This window comes from Streptomyces sp. NPDC034111 (genome assembly GCF_055575375.1).
This window is the reverse complement of record NZ_JBVIST010000012.1, coordinates 94,710-116,377: the sequence shown is the minus strand read 5'-3', so window position 1 is coordinate 116,377 and position 21,668 is coordinate 94,710. Positions and strand designations below refer to the sequence as shown.

Genomic DNA, 21,668 nt, shown 5'->3' with positions numbered 1-21,668 from the left:
GCAGCCTCTACTATGTGCGGCATGGCCCGACCCCGCAAGCCCCTGCTGAGCCGCGAGCGCATCGTCTCCACGGCGCTGGAGCTGATCGACGCCGAGGGGCTGGCGGCGCTCTCCACCCGGCGGCTGGCGGCGGAGCTGGGGGTCAGCGGGCCGTCCCTCTACAACCACTTCACGACCAAGGACGAGATCCTCGACGCGGTCGCCGACACGGTCATCGCCAAGGTCGATGTGTCGGCGTTCGAACAGGGCGACTGGCGCACCGGGCTGCTCGGCTGGGCCCGCTCCTACCGCGCGGCGCTGGCCGCGCATCCGCACATCGTGCCGTACCTCGCCCAGGGCCCGGGCCGCCGCCCGGCCGGGCTGAGGATGGCCGATGCGGCGTTCGGCGGCATGGTCGGGGCGGGCTGGCCGCCCGCGCAGGCCACCCGGGTCTGCGCGATGGTCCGCTACTTCGTCGCGGGCTCCGCGCTGGGCTCGTTCGCCCGCGGCTTCGTGGACGACCCGAGCGCCTACGACCCCGCCGACTACCCGCACCTGGGCCAGGCGCACCGCCTGGCGGAGCATCAACGCCAGGTGGACGAGGGCGCCTTCGAAACCGGCCTGCGGGCCCTCGTGGACGGCCTGTCCCTCCAGCACCCGGACCTCACCCCGGCGCCCGGCGCCCCCTAGACGACACCCCTAGAAGACCACCAGCGCCCGCCCGCCCTTCCCCGCCAGCATCGCGTCGAAGGCGGCCGGGATGTCGTCGAGGCCGATGCGGTCGGTGACCAGCATGGAGAGGTCCAGGGCACCGGAGCGGATGTGTTCGGCGATGACGGGGAGGTCGCGGGCCGGGTCGCTGTTGCCGTAGACGCAGCCGGAGAGGGTCCGGCCGAAGTAGAAGAGCTCCAGGGCGGAGAAGGAGACCTGCTGGTCCTGGCCGCCGATGCCGACGACCGTGGTCCGGCCGCCGCGCCGGGTGGCCGACCAGGCCGTACGGATGGTGTCGGCGCGGCCCACGCACTCGATGGCGACATCGGCGCCGACGCCCCCGGTGAGCTTGCGGATCCGCTTGGCGCCGTCCTTCTCGAAGAACGCGGGCCCGTCGGCGACCACGAAGTCGGTGGCGCCCGCCGCACGGGCCAGCTCCTCCTTCGCCGGGGAGACGTCCACCGCGACGATCGGCCCCGCACCGGCGATCCGGGCCGCCTGGAGCGTGGCCAGGCCCACCCCGCCGACGCCGAAGACCACCACCGACTCCCCCGCGCGCACCGCGGCGCTGTGGTGCACGGCGCCCCAGCCGGTGAGCACCGCACAGCCGAGCAGTGCGGCGTCGGCGAGCGGCACCCCGGCCGGCAGCGGCAGCGCGGCGTGCGCGGGCACCACCGTCTCCTCGGCGAAGGCGGCGGTGCCCAGGCCCGGGTAGAGCTCACCGGCACCGGCGGCCAGCGTGGCGTACGGCGCGTTCGCGGCGAGGCCGGAGTTGGCGCACAGCCAGGGCTCGTCGAGTCCGCAGAAGTGGCAGTCCCCGCAGGACGGCGCCCAGTTGAGGACGACGGGGTCGCCGGGGGCCACTGTGGTGACGTCGGGTCCGACCGCGGTGACGGTGCCCGCGCCCTCGTGACCGAGGACGGCCGGGACGGGCTGGCGCAGCGTGCCGTTGGACAGCGAGAGGTCGGAGTGGCAGACGCCGGCGGCGGCGAGCCGGATCCGGACCTGCCCGGGGCCGGGGTCGGGCAGGTCGATCTCGGTGACCTTCAGCGGGGCGTTGACGGCGGGCAGTACGGCGGCGCGGACCACGGGGTCTCCTTGGAGGCGGGGCGGTGCGGGAGGCGGAGAGCGGGGCGGGGCGGCCGCGCGGCGAGGGGGCCGCCTGGGCCCGCCCGCCGCGCGACCGGGTCAGAACTGGAGCGACTTGGTGTGCAGATACTCGGCCAGACCGTGCGGGCCCAGCTCCCGGCCGATGCCGGACTGCTTGTAACCGCCGAAGGGGGCGAGGGGGTTGAAGCGACCGCCGTTGATGTCGACCTGCCCGGTGTCGAGGCGCCGGGCGAAGGCGACCGCCTCCGCCTCGTCGCCCGCCCAGACGGCGCCGGCCAGACCGTAGACGGTGCCGTTGGCGATCCGGGCGGCGTCGTCCTCGTCCTCGTAGCGCAGGACCGACAGCACCGGGCCGAAGATCTCCTCCTGGGCGATGGTCATGTCCGGGGTGACCTCGGCGAAGACGGTCGGCCGGACGTAGTAGCCGGTCTCCGACGGGGCCTCCGGGCCGCCGGCGACGACCTGCGCGCCCTGGGCGATGCCCTGCTCGATGTAGCCGCGCACCCGGTCCCGCTGCCGGGCGTTGACCAGCGGGCCGAGCCGTTCACCGGGCACGTACTTGGCGGTCGCGGCGGCCGCCAGCTCGACGGCTTCCTCGTAACGGTCCTTGTGGACCAGCATCCGGGTCCAGGCGCTGCACGTCTGGCCGGAGTTGGCCATGACGTTGGCGACGCCGACGCCGACCGCCTTGGCGAGGTCGGCGCTGGGCAGGATGACGTTGGCGGACTTGCCGCCCAGCTCCAGCGCCACCCGCCGGACCGCGGCGCCGGCCAGCGCGCCGATCCGCCGGCCGACGGCGGTGGAGCCGGTGAAGGAGACCAGATCGACCCCCTCGTGCCCGGCGAGCGCCTGGCCGGCGTCCGGGCCGAGGCCGGTGACCAGATTGAACACCCCGGCGGGTATCCCGGCCGCGTCGACGCACTCGGCGAACAGCTGGGCCACCAGCGGGGTGTCCTCGGCGGGCTTGAGCACCATCGTGCAGCCGGCCGCCAGCGCCGGGGCGGCCTTGGCGACGATCTGGTGCAGCGGATAGTTCCAGGGCGTGATCGCACCGACCACGCCGACCGGTTCGAGCAGCACGGTGGAGCTGCCGATCCGCTCCTCGAAGGCGTACGTACGGGCCAGTTCGGCGTACGAGCCGCAGACCGCGACCGGCACCCCGGCGTGCACGGCCCTGCTGAAGGCGAGCGGTGCCCCGAGCTCGGCGGTGACGGTTTCGGCGATCTCCTCGGTCCGCGCCACGAGCTGGTCGCGCAGCGCGGCCAGCCGGTCGGCGCGTTCCGCCGGCGGGGTGGCGGCCCAGCCGGGGAGGGCGGCGCGGGCGGCGCGTACGGCGGCGTCCACATCGGCCGCGGAACCGGCCGGGACGGTGGCGATGACCCGTTCGGTGGCCGGGTCGACGACCTCGATCGTGCCGCTGCCCTCGGCGGGCCGCCAGCTTCCGTCGATGTACATCGCGTCGTGCTGCTTCACGTCGTGGTCCCTCCGTGGCTGATGGACGTCCGCTCCGAGGACAGGCTCCAAACTAGCGCCGGTAGTTTTGTGCCGCCAGGGAGCCCTCCTCGCGGCGGGCGCCCCTCACGAGCCTAGAAGAGCCCGCCCCGGTCAGCCTTTGGCGGACGCCTTGCGCATCTCCTCGATGACACTGACGAATCCCGCATTGCCGTGGCCGGCGGCGATGGTCCGGTCCACGAGGCCCTTGACCGCGGTGAGCACCTCGGTGTTGAGGCCGCGGGCCGCGGCCGCCTCGATGATGTGCGCGAGGCCCGCCGCCTCCATGACGATGTTGTCCTGGTCGCCGGAGTAGACCCCGCGGTCCAGGTCCTCGGCCATGCCCGCCGCGAGCGCCGGCAGGATGTCCACGATCGTCCCGGTGAACGGCGCGAACTCCCCGGCGGGCACGCCCTCGGCCCCGGACAGGGCGAAGGCGTGCATCAGCCCGGCCATCGCCGAGTAGAAGAAGCCGAGCAGGGAGAGGTCGAAGACCGCCGCCCGGCCGTGGTCCTCGCCGAGGTAGGGCGCCTGGCCGCCCAGCGCCTTCAGCGTCGGCCCGTACGTCTCGAACGCCTCCCGCGAGCCGCTGTAGAGGATGGTCGCCGCGGGCTGCCCGATGACGGGCGTCGGCACCATGATCGAGCCGTCGAGGTAGCCGATGCCCTGCCCGGCGGCCCAGGCCGCGGCGTCCCGGGCACGCTCGGGGGTGTCGGAGGTGAGGTTGACCAGCACCCGGCCGGACAGCTGTGCGCCGGCCGGCTCCAGGATCGCCCGGGCCGCCGCGTAGTCCAGCACGCACACGATCACCAGGGGGGCGGCGGCCACCGCCTCGGCCACCGTGTCCGCACGGACCGCGCCGCGTTCGACCAGTTCCCGGTCCCTGCCGGGGGTGCGGTTCCAGACCGTGGTGGGGTGCCCGGCCCGGAGGAAGGCCCCGGCCAGTGCGCGCCCCATGGCGCCGAGGCCGAGGACAGTGACGGGGGTGCGGGCGTCGTTCGCGCTGCTCATGGTGTGCTCTCCGTAGGTCCGCCGGGCCCGGTCGACCACCGGGCCCGCTGTGCACACCACCCTGCCGACCGGCGCTTACGGTTCCCTTCGGGTGTGCTTACGGTCCCTTCGGGCGGACCTGGGGAGCCCGGAGGTGCGGAACCCGGAAGTCCCCCGTGCCGGAACGGCTCGGGGGACCTCGGGGTGGGGGCTCAGGGGGCTCAGGGGACCTGGGCGTCGCAGCCGGCTAGATGATGCCGAAGAGCAGCCCGGCGCCCAGGACCACCAGCGAGGTCAGGGCGGCCCACTTGACGGTGAACCTGGTGTGGTCGCCGAACTCGACCTTGGCCATGCCGACGAGGACGTACACGGCGGGGACCAGGGGGCTGGACATGTGCAGCGCCTGGCCCACGAGGGAGGCGCGGGCGATCTCGATCGGGGCCACCCCGTGGGCGGCGCCGGCCTCGGCGAGGATCGGCACGATGCCGAAGTAGAAGCCGTCGTTGGACATGAAGTACGTCAGCGGGATGCTCAGGATGCCGGTGACGATGCCCATGTGCGGGCCGAGCGCGTCGGGGACGCCGGCGACCAGCCAGCGGGCCATGTGCTCGACCATGCCGGTGCCGGTGAGCACACCGGTGAAGACCGCGGCGGCGAAGACCATGCCGGAGACGTTGAGGACGTTCTCGGCGTGTGCGGCGATGCGGGCCTTCTGGTCCTTCATCTGCGGGAAGTTGACGGTCAGGGCGATGGCCGCGCCGAGCAGGAAGAGGACCGGGATCGGCAGGGTCTGGAGGATCAGCAGGGTGAGCAGCGCGGCGGTGAGCGCGGCGTTGAACCAGTAGAGCCTGGGGCGCAGGGTGGCGCGGTGGGGGTCCAGGCCCTGGAGGTCCGGCTCCTGGCTGCCGTCGTCGGCGCCGCTGCCGTCGGAACCGGTGCCCGCCGGACCGCCGGTGGCGGTCCGTGCGGCGGCCGGGGCGCCGCCCTTGGTGCCGGCGCCCGCGCCGACCAGGACCTGCTCGGTCTCCTTCTCCTCGACGGTCTCGGTGACCACCCGGGTCTCGCCGAGGGTCAGTACGCCCAGCCGCTTGCGCTCGCGGCGGCCGAGGACGTACGCGAGGGCGAAGACCGCGACCAGACCGACGGCCAGTGCCGGGATCATCGGGACGAAGATGTCGCCGGCGTCGAGCTTGAGCGCGGTGGCGGCGCGGGCGGTCGGGCCGCCCCACGGGAGGGTGTTCATCACGCCGTTGGCGGTGGCGGTGACGCCGGTCATCACGACCAGGCTCATCTTCAGCCGCTTGTAGAGCGGGTAGAGCGCGGAGACGGTGATCATGAAGGTGGTGGAGCCGTCGCCGTCGAGCGAGACGATCGCCGCGAGCAGCGCGGTGCCGACCACCACGCGCACCGGGTCGGCCTTGCAGAACCTCAGGATGCCGCGGACGATCGGGTCGAAGAGCCCGACGTCGATCATCACCCCGAAGTAGATGATGGCGAACATCAGCATCGCGGCCGTCGGCGCCAGGTCGCCGATGCCCTTGATGACGTAGTCGCCCAGGTGTGCGCCCTGGCCCACCAGGACGCAGAACAGCGCGGGGATCAGCACGAGCGCTGCCATCGGTGACATCTTCTTCATCATGATCAGCACCAGGAAGGTGGCGATCATGACAAATCCGAGGATTGTCAGCATTAGGGGTACCTCACGTTCGCCCTTGAACATCTGCCGGGGGTGGCGGTTGGGGTGACGTTAGGTCCCGCAAACTTTTGTTAACAAGGTCTTGACGCGCGAGCAATACGAGCAAAACCCCAGGTCAATACGGATCTCAGCGGACCGGCGTGAGCGATACGGGCAGTGCGTTGAGCACCGCGGTGCCCGAGAGCGGGTCCAGCAGCCGGCCGGCGTTGAGCTGGTTGACGTTGACGCCGGGGTCGGCGCCGGCCACCCCGAGCCGGGTTCCGGGCCGGTTGTGGCCCCAGCCGTGCGGCAGGCTCACCACGCCCGGGCGGACGGCGTCGGTGATCTCGACCGGCACCTGGAGCTCACCGCCGTCCCCCTTCAGATGTGCCAGTCCGCCGTCGGTGAGTTCCAGCCGCGCCGCGTCGTCCGGGTGGACCTGGAGGGTGCAGCGGTTGCTGCCGCCCATGAGGGCCGGGACGTTGTGCAGCCAGCTGTTGTTGGAGCGCAGGTGGCGGCGGCCGATGAGCAGCACCCCGTCGGGGGCGGCGCCGAGCCGGCCGCGCAGCCGGGCCGCCTCGGCGGCGATCGGTTCGGGGCACAGTTCGACCGCGCCGCTGGGGGTCCGCAGGACGGCCGGGACGCGCGGGGTGAGCGGGCCGAGGTCGATCCCGTGCGGGTGATCCAGCAGCCGGGCCAGCGAGAGCCCGTCGGGGTCGGCCCCGAAGCCGTCGCCGTACGGGCCGAGCCGCAGCATCATGTCCAGCCGCCGCTCGGCACCGGTCAGTCCCGTCAACTCCCGTGCCAGATCGGCTGGTTGACGTCCGTGCACCGGGGAGTGCGGGTCGGCGACGGCCTTGCCCAGCGCGGTGTCGATCACCATGGCGTCCACCAGGTCCGGGTCCGCCCCGTCCTGGCCGCCCAGGCAGAGGATCAGCCGGGCGTGGATCTCGCACTCGTCGGGCTGTCCGTCGGCGAGCGGCAGCACCGGCCGGGTGTAGCGGACCTGGTTGCGCACCGCCAGGGCATTGAAGGCGTGGTCGAAGTGCGCACTGCGGGAGGGCGGGGGCGGCGGCAGCACGACATCGGCGTGCCGGGAGGTCTCGTTGAGGTACGGGTCGACGCTCACCATGAAGTCGAGGGAGGCGAGCGCGGCATCGAGCCGGTCGCCGTCCGGGACGGACAGCACGGGGTTGGCCGCGACGGCGACGGCGGCCCGGACGCGGCCCTCGCCGGGGGTGTCGATCTCCTCGGCCAGCGCCACGATGGGCAGTTCGGACTTCGCCTCGGGGTGACCGGAGACCCTGCTGCGCCAGCGGCCCAGCGCGAAGCCGCGGCCGGGCTTCGGCGGGCGGGGCGCTGCGCCGGTGGCGGAGAGCGGGAACATGATGCCGCCGGGGCGGTCGAAGTTCCCGGTGAGGACGGCGATGACGTCCACCAGCCAGCTGGTGAGCGTGCCGAATTCGACGGTGGTGGAGCCGATCCGGCCGTACACCGCGGCGCTCGGGGCGGCGGCCAGCTCGCGGGCCAGCCGCCGGATCCGCTCGGCGGGTATGTCGCACGGCCCGGCGACCGCCTCGGGCGTGAAGTCCGCCGCCAGCCGCTCGACCTCGTCGAGCTGTACGAGGTGCCCGGCCCGCTCCCCCACGTCCACCAGCCCCTCCTCGAAGAGCACCCGCACCAGCGCGAAGAGCAGCAGCGCATCGGTACCGGGCCGGATCGCCAGGTGTGCGTCGGCGAGCGCGGCCGTGCGGGTGCGCCGCGGATCGATGACGGTCAGCCGTCCGCCGCGGCGGCGCAGCGCCCTGAGCCGGCCGGGGAAGTCGGGCGCGGTGCACAGACTCCCGTTGGAGTCCATCGGGTTGGCGCCGATGACCAGCAGGTGGTCGGTGCGGTCCAGGTCCGGTACCGGGATGGCCAGCGGGTCGCCGTAGAGCAGTCCGCTGGAGACGTGTTTGGGCATCTGGTCGACGGTGGAGGCGGTGAAGACGCTGCGCGAGCGCAGCCCGGCGAGCAGCACGGGCGGGTAGAGGGCGCCGGCGACGGTGTGCACATTGGGGTTGCCGAGCACCACGGCGACGGCATCGGGGCCGTGTGCCTCGATGACCGGGCGCAGTCCGGCCTGGACGGCGGCGAACGCCTCGTCCCAGGTGGCCTCGGTGAGCTGTCCGCCGCGCCGGACCAGGGGGCGGGTGAGCCGGTCGGGGTCGTTGTCCAGCTCGCCGAAGGACGCGCCCTTGGGGCAGAGGAAGCCCTTGCTGAAGACGTCGTCCCGGTCACCGCGGACGGCGGTGATCCGGTCGCCGTCGAGGGTGACGGTCAGCCCGCAGGTGGCCTCGCAGAGCGGGCAGATGCGCAGGGCGGTACGGGTCATCGGTCCCTCCCGGGGACGGTGCCGGCGGCGGGCTGCGTACCGTCCGACCATACCGACCGGTAGGCATGAGGGCAGCCCTCCGACGGAAATCCGCCGGCGACGGCCGGCGTCACCCGTCCTGGCCGGCCCCCTCACCGTCCAGATAGCGCGCCAGATAGGCCCGCAGCAGCTGTTTGGTCTCGGCGATGATGGCCGGGTCACCGGCCGGGTCCGTGCGGAAGGCGAGCTGGAGCAGCGCATCGGCCGTCTCGACGCCGATCAGGAAGGCGGTCCGCAGCCGCTCGTCGGCCGGGTCCAGCCCGAGCCGTCCGGCGAAGAGCGAGAGCAGCCGGTCGGCGACCAGGTAGTTGGCCTGCCGGGACTCGCGGGGCGCGGGGACGGTGAACTCGACCAGGGCGAAGCCCGGCACCGTCCGCTTCATGGCGAGGTACTCGTCGACCACCACGTCCATCGCCCGCCGCCACTCCAGCGGCTCGTCGACCTGGGCGGTCAGCCGGACGGTGATGTGGTCCGCGTAGGCGTCGAGGTTGCGCTGGGCGAGCGCCTCGGCCATGGCGCGCTTGTTGGGGAAGAAGCGGTAGACCGAGCCGATGGGGACACCGGCGCGGCCGGCCACCGTGCGGGTGCTCAGGTCCTCGTATCCGGTCTCCTCCAGCACTTCGGCACAGGCGTCGAGGATCCGGGCCAGGCGCTGGGCGCTGCGCTGCTGGACAGGCGCGCGGCGGAGCGGCATGGCCGGCTGGGCGGGGTGGCGGGTCTGCTGTTGCACCCGACCATCCTGCCTGCCCCACGGACCGCCGGCGCACCCGGCACCGTTCGGCCGGGCCGGCCGGCCTGGCCGGGAGTCTTCCGTTGACGGCACTCCACGGCAATCCTAAGGTCTTGCATAGGATTCCTTGAGCGGCGGGAGCGCGCGATGGCAGGCACGGGCAACGAGCAGGCGAGGAAGACGGCCGAGGCGCTGGTGTACAGCACCGGCTTCGGCAACGAGCACAGCTCGGAGGCCGTCCCCGGAGCGCTGCCGGTGGGCCGCAACTCCCCGCAGCGGGCACCCCTCGGGCTGTACGCCGAGCAGCTGAGCGGATCGGCGTTCACCGAACCACGCGGGACCAACCACCGCTCCTGGCTCTACCGCATCCGCCCGTCGGCCGCCCACCCGCCGTTCGTCCGCGCCGGACAGCGTGCGCTGCGCTCGGCGCCGTTCAACGAAGCCACCCCCGACCCCAACCGGCTGCGCTGGGACCCGCTGCCCGCCCCCGAGGGCCCGGCGGACTTCCTGGACGGCCTGTGGACGCTGGGCGGCAACGGCGATGCGGCGCAGCGCACCGGCATGGCCGTCCACCTGTACCACGCCAACACCTCCATGGACCGCAGGGTGTTCAGTAACGCGGACGGCGAGCTGCTGATCGTGCCGGAGCAGGGCGGACTGCTGCTGCGCACCGAACTCGGCCTGCTGCGCGCCGAACCGGGCGAGGTGGCGCTGATCCCGCGCGGCGTACGCTTCCGCGTCGAGCTGCTGGACGCTGGGTCCGACGGGCAGAGCCCGAGCGCCCGCGGCTATGTCTGCGAGAACTACGGCCGGCCGTTCCAGCTCCCCGACCTCGGCCCGATCGGCGCCAACGGCCTGGCCAACCCCCGGGACTTCCGGGCACCGGTCGCCGCCTACGAGGACGTCGAGGGCCCCGTCGAGGTCGTCAACAAGTTCTGCGGGAACCTCTGGACCGCGACCTACGACCACTCGCCGCTGGATGTCGTCGCCTGGCACGGCAACCATGTGCCGTACGTCTACGACCTGCGCCGCTTCAACGTCATCGGCTCGATCAGCTACGACCACCCCGACCCGTCGATCTTCACCGTGCTCACCTCCCCCACCGACACTCCGGGGCTGGCCGGCGTGGACTTCGTGGTGTTCGCGCCGCGCTGGCTGGTCGGCGAGGACACCTTCCGGCCGCCGTACTTCCACCGCAATGTGATGACCGAGTACATGGGCCTGATCGAGGGCGCCTACGACGCGAAGGCCGCCGGAGAAGGGGGCTTCGTCCCGGGCGGCGGCTCGCTGCACAACATGATGTCGGCGCACGGTCCCGACCGGGAGACCTTCGACAAGGCGAGCGCCGCCGAGCTCGCGCCGCAGAAGATCGACGACGGGCTGGCCTTCATGTTCGAGACCCGCTGGCCGCTGACGCTCACCCCGCAGGCCCAGGACGCCGGGCATCTCCAGCGCGGCTACGACGACGTATGGCAGGGTCTCCAGCGCCATTTCCGCCTGTGACACCGGGGAACCCGCCGTGACCACCTTCGCTCCCGACTCGCTCGACCTGAACCGCAAGCTGCCGCTGTGGTACCAGGTCTCGCAGTCGCTGCGCGCCTCCATACTGGGCCGCTCCCCCGAGGCGCCGCTGCGGCTGCCCACCGAGGACGCGCTCGCCGCGCACTACGGCGTGAGCGTGCTGACCATGCGGCAGGCCCTCAAGGAGCTGGAGACGGAGGGCCTGATCAGCCGGCACCGGCGCCGCGGCACGTTCATCGAGCCGAGTGCCCAGCGCGGTGCGCCGGTGCGGCTGCTCGGCTCGGTGGACGCGATCGTGGCCCAGCAGTCCGGGATGCGCACCGAGCTGCTGGACCACGGCCCGACCGCGGTGCCGGCCGAACTGTCCGAGCACTTCCCGCAGTTGACGGAGGTGACGGGCTACACCCGGCTGCGCAGCGACGAGGCGACCGGTGAGCCGACCAACCACGCGCGCAATTACGTACGGCCCGATGTCGCCGCGCGGATCGACCCGTCGGATCTGCTGCGCTGGCCGATGACGAAGGTGCTGCGGGACGCGGTGGGCGTACGGATCAGCCGGATCACCGACACCGTCGAGGCCCGGCTGGCCGACCCGGAGACCGCCCGGCTGCTGGCGGTCCCGCTGCTCAGCCCGATCCTGCACTACACGGGCGTCACCTACGACGAGGACGGCCGGGCGGTCGATGTCGCCCGGATCCACTACCGCGGCGACCGCTTCTCCTTCACGGTCACCCTGGACGCGCACTGACCCGCCCGCCGGCAGGCGCAGTGCGCCGGATGCGTCAGATACGTCAGATGCGTCAGATACGTTCCAGGCTGCGCCCCGTGGTGCGCGGCCCCAGCAGCGCCACGTCCAGGCACAGCAGCAGCATCAGCCCGGCGGAGCCGGTGAACACCGCGGCCGCCCCGAGGTGGTGGAGCACGCTCAGCGCCACGAACGGCAGCGCGACCGAGGTGAGCCGGGACAGCGAGTAGGCGATGCCGATCGCGCTGCTGCGCAGCCCGGTCGGGAAGAGTTCGGTCTGGTAGACGTGGAAGGCGTTGGAGAAGACATTGCTGCACACCGTCAGCAGGAAGCCGAAGGTGACGATCGCCCAGGTCGCGGTGGCGAACCCGAAGGCCGTACCGCAGCCGGCGATGCCGAGCGCCGAGGCGATGATCAGGGTGCGGCGCTCGATCCGGTCGATCAGCGGGACGGAGAGCGCGGAGCCGAGCGGATAGCCGCAGAAGCTCAGCGCCGCGTACAGCAGCGACTCGGTGACGGTGTGGCCCTTCGCGGTCAGCACCACCGGCGCCAGCGATCCGAAGCCGTAGTAGCCGACGGTCTGGAGCACCTGGAAGATCCACCACATGACGGTCCGCCGCCGGTGGTCGCCGCGGAACATCTCGCCCAGCGGCACCTTCCGTTCCACAACGGTCTCCGCCTCCGGTACGGACGGCAGACTGCCCCCGGTCTCCCGGGCCACCCGCTCCTCCAGCCCCGCCACGATCCGTTCGGCCTCCTCGCCGCGCCCCTGGACCGTCAACCACCGTGGAGATTCCGGGAGTTGGCGGCGACCCAGCTGGATGATCGCGGCTCCCAGCGCACCGGCGACCAGCAGCCAGCGCCAGCCCTCGATGCCCAGCGGCTGGTGGGCGGCGACCAGCCGGGCACCGAGCAGCGCAGCGACCGGCACCCCGACGAACCCCAGGGTGTACGCCCAGGCGAGGTAGCGGCCGCGTACCGCCCGGGGCAGGAACTCCGCGAGATAGGTGTCCACCAGCACGAGTTCGGCCCCGAGCCCCAGCCCGGCCAGGAAGCGCAGGGCCAGCAGCCACCACAGATCCGGGGCGGCGGCGCACAGCAGTGAGAAGAGCGAGTAGCCGCCGAGGTTGACGAGGAACATCCGGCGCCGCCCCAGCCGGTCGGCGAGCACCGACAGCACGTTCGCGCCGGCGAACATCCCGAGGAAGCCGGCGGCGATCACCCAGGACTTCGCGGTGGGCCCGAGGTCCCACTGTTCGGCGAGGACCGCGGCGAGCACTCCGCCGAGGAAGATCTCATAGAGGTCGAAGAAGGCACCGATGCCGACGATGAGGGTGATCCGGCGGTGCCACCGGGACGGTGGCAGCCGGTCCAGCCGGGCGGCGACCCGGTTGCCGGTCAGGGTGCCCCCGCGCCGTTCAGGCGTGGAGGAGGTGGTGTCCTTCATCGCGGTCCTCCCCTGAGCAGGTCCGGCGCGATGGGGATCCCCCGCGCTGTTCAGGCGTAGCGGAGGAGCGGCGTCCGCACCGTGCCGTCGGGCGTACGGCCAGGACCGTACTCCTTCAAGATCAGCAAGCGGAAGACCGCCTCGTCCGCCGCCCCGAAGGGAGGACCGCGGACCGCGGATTCGGTACGGCGCCGAGGCGCGCGGCTACCATGCCGGGGTCGAACCGAACGGTCCGGGAGGGGCTCCGCGTGACGGCGAAGCAGGACGCGCCACGGCTGTCCGATCTCATGCCGTGGTCCGTGGCGCCGCTGCGGCTCGGCCGTACCTGGGTGCGGGCCACGGATCCGGCCACCCTGCGCACCCGGTGGAAGGCGCTGGTGGACGCCGGGGACGCGGCGGCCCGTGAGCGGCTGTTCCGGCCGTCCCGCGCCCGGACCCTGTACTCCGCGGTCGGCCAGCTGCCGGGACAGGCCACGCCGACCGGGCGGCTCCACCGGGCCTGCGGGCCGTGCCCCGAGCCGGTGCGGATCCTGCACGGCCCGTTCGACCGGCAGTGGCTGCTGCCCGACCACCGGCTGATCGATGCGGCCCGCCCCGAGCTGTGGCGGGTGGCGGACGAACGGCAGCTGTACGCGGTGGAGTGGGGCGAGGCCGGGCAGGGACCGGGCCCGGCGGTGGTGTGCTCCGCGCTGCTGCCCGACGGCCGCTCACCGGCCGGCCGTCCGGGGCGGATCCATCCGCTCTACCGGCGTCCCGGCGGCCAGGAGCCGAACCTCGCACCGGGTCTGCTCGCCCTGCTCGCCCGCCGGCTGGACCGCCCGGTGCGCCCGACGGAGCTGCTCGCCTGGACCGCGGCGAGCGCCCTGCACTCCCCCGACGGGGTCACGGTGCCGCTCACCGCAGGACCGGAGGTCTGGGAGCGCGGGGTCGCGCTCGGCGAACGGCTGCTCTGGCTCGCCACCCGGGGCGCCTACGCACCCGGGCGCGGGCCGGCCGCCGGCGGCGCCTCCGGGGAGCGGCCGCGGATGCCTGGCGGCCGCCGCCCGTACGTCCGCTCCGCGCTGCCCGCCCGCGGGCTGCCGCCGGCCCTGGCCTACGACCCGGAGGAGGAGGCGCTGCTCCTCGGCTGCGGCCGGATCTCACCGGTTCCGGCGGGGGCCTGGGACTTCCACGCGGGCGGGGTACGCGTGCTGGAGGCGTGGTTCGCGGCGCGTGCGGGGACGCCGGCGGACGGGACGGCGCCGCCCGAGGCCGGTTCGCTGGCGGCGGTGCGCCCGGCGGACTGGCTCCAGGAGTGGACCTCGGAGCTGCTGGAGCTGATCACCGTACTGGCCCTGCTGGCCGAACTGGAGCCGGAGCGCGAGGAGTTGGTCCGCGCCACGGCGGACGCGCCCCAGCTGACGGCGCACGAGCTGCGCGCGGCCGGCATCCTTCCGGCGCCGCTCTCCGCCCGCCGCCCGGCCTCCGTCCTCGACCACCACGAGGAGGGCCCGGAGGGGCAGTTCGCGCTGCTGTGACCTGTTCCTCGGGACGGCGACCACCACACCCACCACTCCAGCACCACCACCAACGAAAAAACCACCCGTCACGGTGTGACGGGTGGTGCGGAGCGGCCGGCCAGGCGGGGACGGGCCGGCCGCCCGAGGTGCCGCAGGTGTAACGGTCAGCCGTGCCCGCCGAACAGCGAGCGCCGCAGCCTGCGCAGCGGGGCGAAGAGCGACACCCTGGCGCCACGGCCGTTCCTCGTACGCGAGTGATCGCGCGCGGTGAGCTCCTGCATCAGCGAGGTCGCGCCCTCCGTCTCGCGCTGCGGGATGGCGGGTCCACCCAGCACGGCGAGATGGCGGTCGAGACGCGCGCTGGACGCACTGCTCCCGCAATTGATGGCAGGGACTCTCGCCCTGCTACGCACTGTTATCTGTTCCATGACTCTCCCCACCCTTATGAGGGCACCCGGCCCGGGCAGGGTAACCCTATCTCTCTTGGAGGACACGCGTGCAGACCGGTCAACGGATTCACCTGCCTCGCCTTGACGTTGACGCACACCATACGGAATGTCACCTACAACGCGTGTACCAGGGCGAGTTGAGTGACCGTCGGACTCCGGCCGGGTGTGACGGGAAGCTGACGGAGCGTAGGAAAGGGCGAGGAGAGGCCGGAATCCCATGGCCTCTCCTCGGCACCGGGTGTCCGGATCGTCACGCAGCGGAGGCGAACACCGGCAGATAGCCGCCGGACTGACCGGCGGTGGTGGGGTGGTAGGACTCCACGATGGGATAGGTCACGCTGTGCAGCCAGGCGCTGCCCGAGCACAGCTCATGGCCGGCGAAGGTGGTGTTGACGTCGGCGAAGCCGAAGCCGTGGTCGGCGGCGCGTTTGGCGGTGACGGCGTTGATGTCGTCGGCGGCCGCGTTGATCGCGGCCCGGGACTTCTCGGAGAGCCCGGCGAAGCAGCTGCCGCCGAGTTTGTAGAAGCGGGGGTAGCCCAGGACCACCACCTGGGCGTTCGGGGCCTTGCGGGCGATCGCGTCGTACACGGTGTCGAGCCGGCCGGGCAGGGTGGTGCCGATATAGGTCCTGGCCTGGGCGACCCGGGACAGGCAGGCGCTCTCGCCCTGGAGCGCACAGGTCGTCATGGTGTCGGCGAAACCGGCGTCATTGCCGCCGATGGTGATGCTGACCAGACCGGTGGAGCTGTTGAGCGGGCCGAGTTGATTGTTCACCACATCACCCGTTCGGGCGCCCGAGCAGGCGGTGAAGGCGAAGGAGGAGGGGGTGTGGGCGGCGTTCCAGAGGGCCGGGTAGGCCTTGGTGCTGCGCTTGCAGGAGCCGCTGGAGGTGTCGTAGCTGCCGGCCCCGACACCCGAGGAGTAGGAGTCGCCGAGGGCCACATAGCCGGTTGCGGTGGGAAGTTGGGCGGACGCGGCGACGCTCGCGCCGGTGAGCGCGAGCGCCGAGGTGACGAAGAAGGCGGACGTCAAGGCCGCGAATCGGGACAGTCTCATGGAACCTCCCTTAGCAGGATCTCTGCCATATCCGTCGTAGCAAGACTCGCCGGTAGCCGGAAGTGTCCATGCCAAGAACGATTCACACTTCGCGGTAAATGTGCTGATCCGGGCGGTTGTTCACTGCCATGTCATGGCAGGCCGGACGAAGAAGACGTCATTCCGGTTCGGAGCGGGGGCCGTGCGCCAAGCCGGACACCATGAAGGCGGTGGCCCCGACGAACGCCGCCACCAGCAGGAGCACCAGTGTCGGACGCGTGCCCAGGCCGAGCAGCGCGGCCCCGATGAGGCCGCCGGCGAACATCGCACCGACCGAGGCCAGCCGGCGGACCCCGCCGTACCCCGGCCCCGCGTCCCGGCCCAGCAGCAATCCGCTCACCAGGGCCGTCATCGCCCGGGTCTCCACGGTCGTGGTGAGGTCGGGCGGGGCGGCCCGTATGGCGGTGACATTGCGCATGCCCATCGCCACCGCCATCAGACCGACGGCCGCGCAGCGCCGGTCCGGCGGCAGTTCGAGCGCCGGTCCGGCGCCCCATGCGGCCACCGCGGCAGCGGCCAGCAGCGCCGCCTCCACCACCAGCGCGACCGGGAACCACTGCCGGCGCCGGGCGGCCAGCACGGACTCCAGCCGGGCCCCGCCCGCCGCACCCAGGCAGAAGGCGCCCAGCGAGACGGCCGTCGCGACCACCGGCAGCCCGCCCTGCCCGGCGATGCCGAAGCCGAGGAAGAGCAGGTTGCCGGTCTGGGTGGCGGTGAAGACCTGACCGAGGGTCAGGAAGCTGACGGCGTCCAGCACCCCGGTGACCACCGTCAGACCCACCATGACCACCGTCAGCGCGGCTCCGCTCGGCGGCTCCACGGACGCTTCTCCCTCCACCGGACCCCTCACCTCGCGGACGTCCCTCACAGTCTCCGGACGGCGGGTCCCGCGGCCCGTCATTGCGCCGTCCGAGGGCGGCCCGCCATGGTCCGTACCCCTGTCCGGTTGCGCAGGTTTCCGGCCGTCTGTGCGGTTGACGGTGCTCTGGGCGCTGCGCGACATTGAGGCCCGGCATCCGGCGGTCACGGGGGGACAGAGCTGCCATGCACACCGACACCATCCACGGCCAGGGCGCGTACGAGGCGCCGGGCGCGGTCCGCCGGCGCGATGTCCGGCGGCCGGGCGGAGCGACCGGATCGCTGCTCGCGGGGATGGCGGCCGGTGTCGGCGGGACGGGCGCCGTGCTCTCCCTCGCCGACATCGGCTCGCCGCTGCGCGCGCCGTTCACCTTCTTCTTCCTCGTGATGGCGCCGGCCTCCGCGCTCGCCGCGGTGCTCGGCCGGATGGACCCGCTGGGGCGAGCGGTGGCGGCCGGGGCCGGTGCGCTCGCCGTCGATCTGCTGGTGGCGCAGACCATGCTCGCGCTGCATCTGTGGTCGATTCGCGGCGGAGTGGCCGCGGTCGCGGCGTTCAGCGGCGTACTGCTGCTGTACGCCGGATTACGGGGCCGGGCGGGCGGGGGGATACAGGGCCGGGCGGGCAGGGCGCGCGGACACCGGGCGGGCTGAGACATGGATCTGGTGGTGTACCGCCCCGGCGAACTGAGCGGGGCCGAACGCGGCGCCTGGACCGCCCTACAGGCCACGGCGCGGTCCCTGGGGGCGCCGCAGCTGGCGAACCCGTTCCTCTCCCCCGAGTTCGCGCTGGCCGTCGGCCGGTGCCGCGGCGACGTACGGATCGCGGTGGTGCACCGGGACGGCGGGCCCGCCGCGTTCCTGCCCTTCCAGCGGTCGGCGCTCGGCGTGGGGCGGGCGGTCGGGCTGGGCCTCTCCGACGCGCAGGGGCTGGTGCACCGGCCCGGCTTCCGGTGGGACGCCCAGGAGCTGCTGGCGGCCTGCGGGCTGTCGGTGCTGGAGTTCGACCACCTGGTGACGGACCAGGACGCCTTCGAGACACCCTCGTTCGTCCGTCACGCCTCACCCGTGATCGATGTGGACCAGGGCTTCGAGGCGTATCTGGCCGGGCTGCGGGCGCGGTCGCCCAAGTTCACCCGGACCACCCTCGCCAAGGAGCGCAGGCTCGGCCGGGACGTCGGGCCGGTGCGCTATGTCCACGACGAGCGCGACCCGGCGGCGCTGCGGACGCTCCTGCGCTGGAAGTCGGCGCAGTACCGCAGGACCGGGCGGAGCGACCGCTTCGCACACCCCTGGATCGTCCGCCTCGTCCAGCAGCTGTTCCACACCCGTACGGAGTCCTTCGCGGGTCTGCTGTCGGTGCTGTACGCCGGTGAGCGGCCGGTCGCGGCGCACTTCGGGCTGCGTTCCCCGTCCGTGCTCGCCTGCTGGTTCCCCGCCTATGACCCGGAGTTCGCGAAATTCTCACCGGGTCTGGTGCTGCATATGCGAATGGCACAGGCGGCAGCCGCGGAATCCCTGGCATATCTCGATCTGGGACGCGGGGCGAAGGAATACAAGGATTCCCTCAAAACGCGTGAACTCCTGGTATCCGAGGGATGGGTGATGCGGCGCCATCCGATTGCCCTGGGGCATCGGGCGCGCCGTGCGCCGGTGCGTGCGCTGCGCAATGCGGTGCTCGCCAGGCCGGAGCTGTTCGCGCCGGCGGACCGCCTGCTCAAGCGGGTGGGCCGGATCCGTTCAGCACGCTGACGACGTCCGCACCAGGCCCTGGGGCGTGTCCGCACCGGTATTTCCACGGTATTCAAGACGGCGCACAAGGGGCGTGCGCCGGGGCATGAATACCGGCGTACGCCACTCTGTACCGATTAATTGCGCCAAACCGTATTTGGCGCGGAAGTTCTTGCCTTAAAGTCCCGTTCATCAAAACCGACGCACATCCACCCGCACCGGACGATCATCACGAGACGGCTCAAGGGGAGAGCCCGAGCACATGATGAAGCGCCCGGTGCGGTGCGCGGTGGGGGGGTCCCGTACCGCGGTTCCTCGACGGCCGTCCGCGGCCGGAGAAGGACCGCGGTTCGAGCCGCGCAGCCGGAAACACGCATGCCAGCTCGCTCTGTCCGCACGGCGGTCTCCGCCGCGCGGACAGGGTGTGAACCCCCCTTTCGACCCGGATACCACAGCACGGACCGCCGGGGGTGGCGGTCCGCCGGACGAGAGGGAAAGCAACCCATGAGCTCGTTCCTTCGCCCCGCCGATGCGGAAGAACCACCGCTGACGCTGCTGCCGGACCAGGCCGTCTACCGTCCCGTCTCCTCACATCTGGCCATCGCGCCACCGGTGAGCGTCGTCATTCCGGCGATGAACGAGGCGGAAAATCTCCCGTACGTCTTCAAGACCCTGCCGGACTGGATCCATGAAGTGATCCTGGTCGACGGGAACTCCACCGATGACACCGTCCGGGTCGCCCGCGAACTGTGGCCGGACGTCACGGTCGTACCGCAGCGCGGCAAGGGCAAGGGCGACGCCCTGATCAGCGGCTTCGCGGCCTGCACCGGCGAGATCATCGTGATGGTCGACGCGGACGGCTCGGCCGACGGCGGCGAGATCGTCAGCTATGTCTCGGCGCTGGTCTCCGGGGCCGACTTCGCCAAGGGCTCACGGTTCGCCAACGGCGGCGGCACCGACGACATGACCCCGGTCCGCAAGCTCGGCAACCGTGTGCTGACCGCCCTGGTCAACGCCAAGTTCGGCGCCCGCTACACCGATCTGTGCTACGGCTACAACGCCTTCTGGCGGCACTGTCTGGACCATATCGCCCTGGACTGCGCCGGTTTCGAGGTCGAGACGCTGATGAACATCCGGGTGGTCAAGGCCGGTCTGCGGGTCCAGGAGATCCCCAGCCATGAGTACCTCCGCATCCACGGCGCCAGCAATCTGCGGGCGGTGCGCGACGGACTGCGAGTGCTGAGGGTGATCGCACAGGAGCGGGGCGCGCGCCGCAAGCGGCTCGCCCGGCCCGCGCTGATCACCGGGGACGCGCGATGACCCCGGCCGGACCGGCGGCCGGGCCGGCGCCGCGGATCTCCGTGGTGATCTGTGTGCACACCGAGGACCGGTGGAACGACATCCTGGCCGCGGTGGCTTCCGTACGGGACCAGTCCCGTACCGCCCATGAGCTGCTGCTGGTGGTGGACCACCACCCGCGGTTGCTCGACCGGCTCAGGGAGCACTTCACCAGCGCGCACACGGGCGCCTGCGCTCCACAAGCGCCCCCCACACCCGTGCACATCATGGCCAATTCGGGCCCCCGCGGGCTGTCCGCGGGCCGTAACACCGGGATCGCCGCGGCCGGCGGCGAGGTCATCGCCTTCCTGGACGACGATGCGGTGGCCGAACGGGACTGGCTGCGCCACTTCGCCGCGGCGTACGCGGACCCGGCGGTGATGGCGGTCGGCGGACGCACCGAACCGGCCTGGGCGTCCGGCCGCCGGCCGCCGTGGTTCCCCGAGGAGTTCGACTGGGTGGTGGGCTGCACCTACCGCGGCCTGCCCCCGGGCAGAGTGCCGGTGCGCAATGTGCTGGGCGGCAATGCGTCGTTCCGCAGGGCGGCGTTCGACCTCGTCGGCGGGTTCACGACCGGGATCGGCCGGGACGGCGACCGGCGGCCACTGGGCTGTGAGGAGACCGAACTGTGCATCCGGATCAGCCGGGCCCTGCCGGACGCGGTGCTGCTGATCGACGACCGTGCGGTGATCCACCACCGGGTGCCGGCCGAGCGCGAGCGGTTCCGCTACCTCTGCCGCCGGGCGTACGCCGAGGGCCTGTCCAAGGCGCTGGTGGCGCGGAGCGTCGGCGCCCGGGACGGGCTGTCGGCCGAGCGGCGCCATCTGACCCGGGTGCTGCCCGCGGGGGTGCTGCGCGGTGTGCGGGACGCCCTGCTGGGCCGGCCCGGCGGAGCCGGCCGGGCAGGAGCGATCGTGGCCGGGACGGCGGCCGCGGCGGCCGGCTGTGCATGGGGCACCGTACGGGCGAGGAGACGGCCAACTCCCGTTCTGCCACGTGCCCTTGACGGCGGGACGGCGACCGCGGCGCACGAGGGGGCGGTGGCATGAGCGCCGGCGGTCCGGCCGCGGTGCCGATCCTGATGTACCACGCGGTGACCGTCGCCCCGACGCCCGCCGTACGGGAGCTGTCCGTGACGCCCGCCGCGTTCGAGGAGCAGCTCGCCGTGCTCGCCGACGGCGGCTTCACCCCGCTGACGGTCACCGCCCTCGCCGCGGCCTGGCGGGGCGGCGGCCCGCTGCCGGAGCGACCGGTGCTGATCACCTTCGACGACGGGTACGAGGGCGTGTACCGGTATGCGCTGCCCGCCCTCGCCCGGCACGGCTTCCCCGCCACCCTCTTCCTCTCCACCGGCTGGCTGCGCGGCCCGTACGCCACCGGGGGCGCGCCGGACACCACGCTCGACTGGGACCAGGTGCGCAAACTGGCCGGGGCCGGGGTGGAGATCGGCGGGCACAGCCACACCCACCCCCGGCTGGACGACCTCGACGACCAGCGGCTGCGGTACGAGGTACAGCGCTGCAAGGAGATCCTCGCCGATGAGGTCGGAGCGGTGCCGGAGTCCTTCGCCTACCCCTTCGGCCACTCCAGCCGCCGGGTCCGGCACACGGTGCGCCAACTGGGCTTCCGGCAGGGGCTCGCGGTGGGCCATGCGCTCGCGGTCCGCCGCCAGGGGCCGTATGCGCTGACGCGGCTGACGGTCCGGCGGCGCACGGGTACCGAAGAGTTCGCCCGGATCGTCGAGGGCCGCGGGCTGCTGCGCGCCTTCGCCCGGGACCGGGTGCTCACCAAGGGGTACGCGGTGGTCCGCAGAGCGCGTCAGGGGGTCCGGCGGTGTCTGCCGGAGCACTGAGGCCGAGGCCGCCCCACGGCGGCGGAAGGGGCAGCC

The 21,668-nt window shown here is 72.7% G+C and carries 19 protein-coding genes; 9 read left to right on the top strand and 10 right to left on the bottom strand.

Translation table 11 applies throughout. From position 1 onward, the window contains the following. Window positions 1–12 precede the first annotated feature (12 nt). A complete protein-coding gene (locus ACZ55A_RS24925) occupies window positions 13–669 on the top strand; it encodes a TetR/AcrR family transcriptional regulator (protein ID WP_468844012.1) in 657 nt (218 codons plus the stop codon). Window positions 670–678: 9 nt separating this feature from the next. Here ACZ55A_RS24925 and ACZ55A_RS24920 read toward each other — a convergent pair whose 3' ends face one another. From ACZ55A_RS24920 to ACZ55A_RS24895, 6 genes are all read right to left on the bottom strand, one after another. Then, complete coding sequence (locus ACZ55A_RS24920; protein WP_468844010.1) at window positions 679–1,779, bottom strand: Zn-dependent alcohol dehydrogenase; 1,101 nt, start codon at window positions 1,777–1,779, stop codon at window positions 679–681. Between the two features lie 99 nt (window positions 1,780–1,878). Then, window positions 1,879–3,273, bottom strand: a complete 1,395-nt coding sequence (locus ACZ55A_RS24915; protein WP_468844007.1) for an aldehyde dehydrogenase family protein — start codon at window positions 3,271–3,273, stop codon at window positions 1,879–1,881. Between the two features lie 132 nt (window positions 3,274–3,405). Then, entirely contained in the window at window positions 3,406–4,302 is an 897-nt protein-coding gene (locus ACZ55A_RS24910; protein ID WP_468844005.1) for an NAD(P)-dependent oxidoreductase, read from the bottom strand. 226 nt (window positions 4,303–4,528) lie between these two features. Next, the gene (locus tag ACZ55A_RS24905) at window positions 4,529–5,971 is read right to left on the bottom strand and encodes a CitMHS family transporter (protein ID WP_468844003.1); all 1,443 of its coding nucleotides are present in this window, start codon (window positions 5,969–5,971) and stop codon (window positions 4,529–4,531) included. A gap of 133 nt (window positions 5,972–6,104) precedes the next feature. Further along, window positions 6,105–8,330, bottom strand: a complete 2,226-nt coding sequence (locus tag ACZ55A_RS24900) for a molybdopterin-dependent oxidoreductase (RefSeq protein WP_468844001.1) — start codon at window positions 8,328–8,330, stop codon at window positions 6,105–6,107. A 109-nt stretch (window positions 8,331–8,439) separates the two neighbouring features. Next, window positions 8,440–9,063: a TetR/AcrR family transcriptional regulator gene (locus ACZ55A_RS24895; protein WP_468844234.1), complete on the bottom strand. Its 624-nt coding sequence runs from the start codon at window positions 9,061–9,063 to the stop codon at window positions 8,440–8,442. Window positions 9,064–9,246: 183 nt separating this feature from the next. On the opposite strand from ACZ55A_RS24895, the gene hmgA reads away from it, so the two are divergent. Further along, on the top strand, window positions 9,247–10,602 hold the full coding sequence (gene hmgA / locus ACZ55A_RS24890) for a homogentisate 1,2-dioxygenase (protein WP_468843999.1): 1,356 nt from the start codon (window positions 9,247–9,249) through the stop codon (window positions 10,600–10,602). A gap of 16 nt (window positions 10,603–10,618) precedes the next feature. After that, the gene (locus ACZ55A_RS24885) at window positions 10,619–11,368 is read left to right on the top strand and encodes a GntR family transcriptional regulator (RefSeq protein WP_468843997.1); all 750 of its coding nucleotides are present in this window, start codon (window positions 10,619–10,621) and stop codon (window positions 11,366–11,368) included. Between the two features lie 52 nt (window positions 11,369–11,420). Here the strand turns inward: ACZ55A_RS24885 and ACZ55A_RS24880 are convergent, their stop codons facing one another. After that, window positions 11,421–12,812 (bottom strand): MFS transporter, encoded by a 1,392-nt coding sequence (locus tag ACZ55A_RS24880; protein WP_468843995.1) that lies wholly within the window; start codon window positions 12,810–12,812, stop codon window positions 11,421–11,423. Window positions 12,813–13,060: 248 nt separating this feature from the next. Here ACZ55A_RS24880 and ACZ55A_RS24875 point away from each other — a divergent pair, with 248 nt between their 5' ends. Beyond that, a complete protein-coding gene (locus ACZ55A_RS24875) occupies window positions 13,061–14,329 on the top strand; it encodes a type ISP restriction/modification enzyme (RefSeq protein WP_468843993.1) in 1,269 nt (422 codons plus the stop codon). Between the two features lie 146 nt (window positions 14,330–14,475). Here the strand turns inward: ACZ55A_RS24875 and ACZ55A_RS24870 are convergent, their stop codons facing one another. The 3 genes from ACZ55A_RS24870 to ACZ55A_RS24860 all read right to left on the bottom strand — a co-directional run bounded on the left by ACZ55A_RS24870 (window position 14,476) and on the right by ACZ55A_RS24860 (window position 16,676). After that, window positions 14,476–14,739, bottom strand: coding sequence for a hypothetical protein (locus tag ACZ55A_RS24870; RefSeq protein WP_468843990.1), 264 nt, complete (start codon window positions 14,737–14,739; stop codon window positions 14,476–14,478). Window positions 14,740–15,010: 271 nt separating this feature from the next. After that, window positions 15,011–15,817 carry an SGNH/GDSL hydrolase family protein gene (locus ACZ55A_RS24865; protein ID WP_468843988.1) on the bottom strand — a complete coding sequence of 269 codons (807 nt, stop codon included), beginning with the start codon at window positions 15,815–15,817 and terminating at the stop codon, window positions 15,011–15,013. A 157-nt stretch (window positions 15,818–15,974) separates the two neighbouring features. Further along, on the bottom strand, window positions 15,975–16,676 hold the full coding sequence (locus ACZ55A_RS24860; RefSeq protein WP_468843985.1) for a YoaK family protein: 702 nt from the start codon (window positions 16,674–16,676) through the stop codon (window positions 15,975–15,977). Between the two features lie 224 nt (window positions 16,677–16,900). Between ACZ55A_RS24860 and ACZ55A_RS24855 the strand changes: the two genes are divergently transcribed. The 5 genes from ACZ55A_RS24855 to ACZ55A_RS24835 all read left to right on the top strand — a co-directional run bounded on the left by ACZ55A_RS24855 (window position 16,901) and on the right by ACZ55A_RS24835 (window position 21,632). Then, on the top strand, window positions 16,901–17,365 hold the full coding sequence (locus ACZ55A_RS24855; RefSeq protein ID WP_468843983.1) for a hypothetical protein: 465 nt from the start codon (window positions 16,901–16,903) through the stop codon (window positions 17,363–17,365). A gap of 3 nt (window positions 17,366–17,368) precedes the next feature. Further along, window positions 17,369–18,463, top strand: a complete 1,095-nt coding sequence (locus ACZ55A_RS24850; RefSeq protein WP_468843981.1) for a GNAT family N-acetyltransferase — start codon at window positions 17,369–17,371, stop codon at window positions 18,461–18,463. A 483-nt stretch (window positions 18,464–18,946) separates the two neighbouring features. After that, window positions 18,947–19,762, top strand: coding sequence for a glycosyltransferase family 2 protein (locus ACZ55A_RS24845; RefSeq protein WP_468843979.1), 816 nt, complete (start codon window positions 18,947–18,949; stop codon window positions 19,760–19,762). Then, a complete protein-coding gene (locus tag ACZ55A_RS24840) occupies window positions 19,759–20,829 on the top strand; it encodes a glycosyltransferase family 2 protein (protein ID WP_468843977.1) in 1,071 nt (356 codons plus the stop codon). Before ACZ55A_RS24845 ends, ACZ55A_RS24840 begins: the two co-directional genes overlap by 4 nt. Then, complete coding sequence (locus ACZ55A_RS24835) at window positions 20,826–21,632, top strand: polysaccharide deacetylase family protein (RefSeq protein WP_468843975.1); 807 nt, start codon at window positions 20,826–20,828, stop codon at window positions 21,630–21,632. The genes ACZ55A_RS24840 and ACZ55A_RS24835 overlap by 4 nt, the downstream gene beginning before the upstream one ends. Window positions 21,633–21,668: the final 36 nt, after the last annotated feature.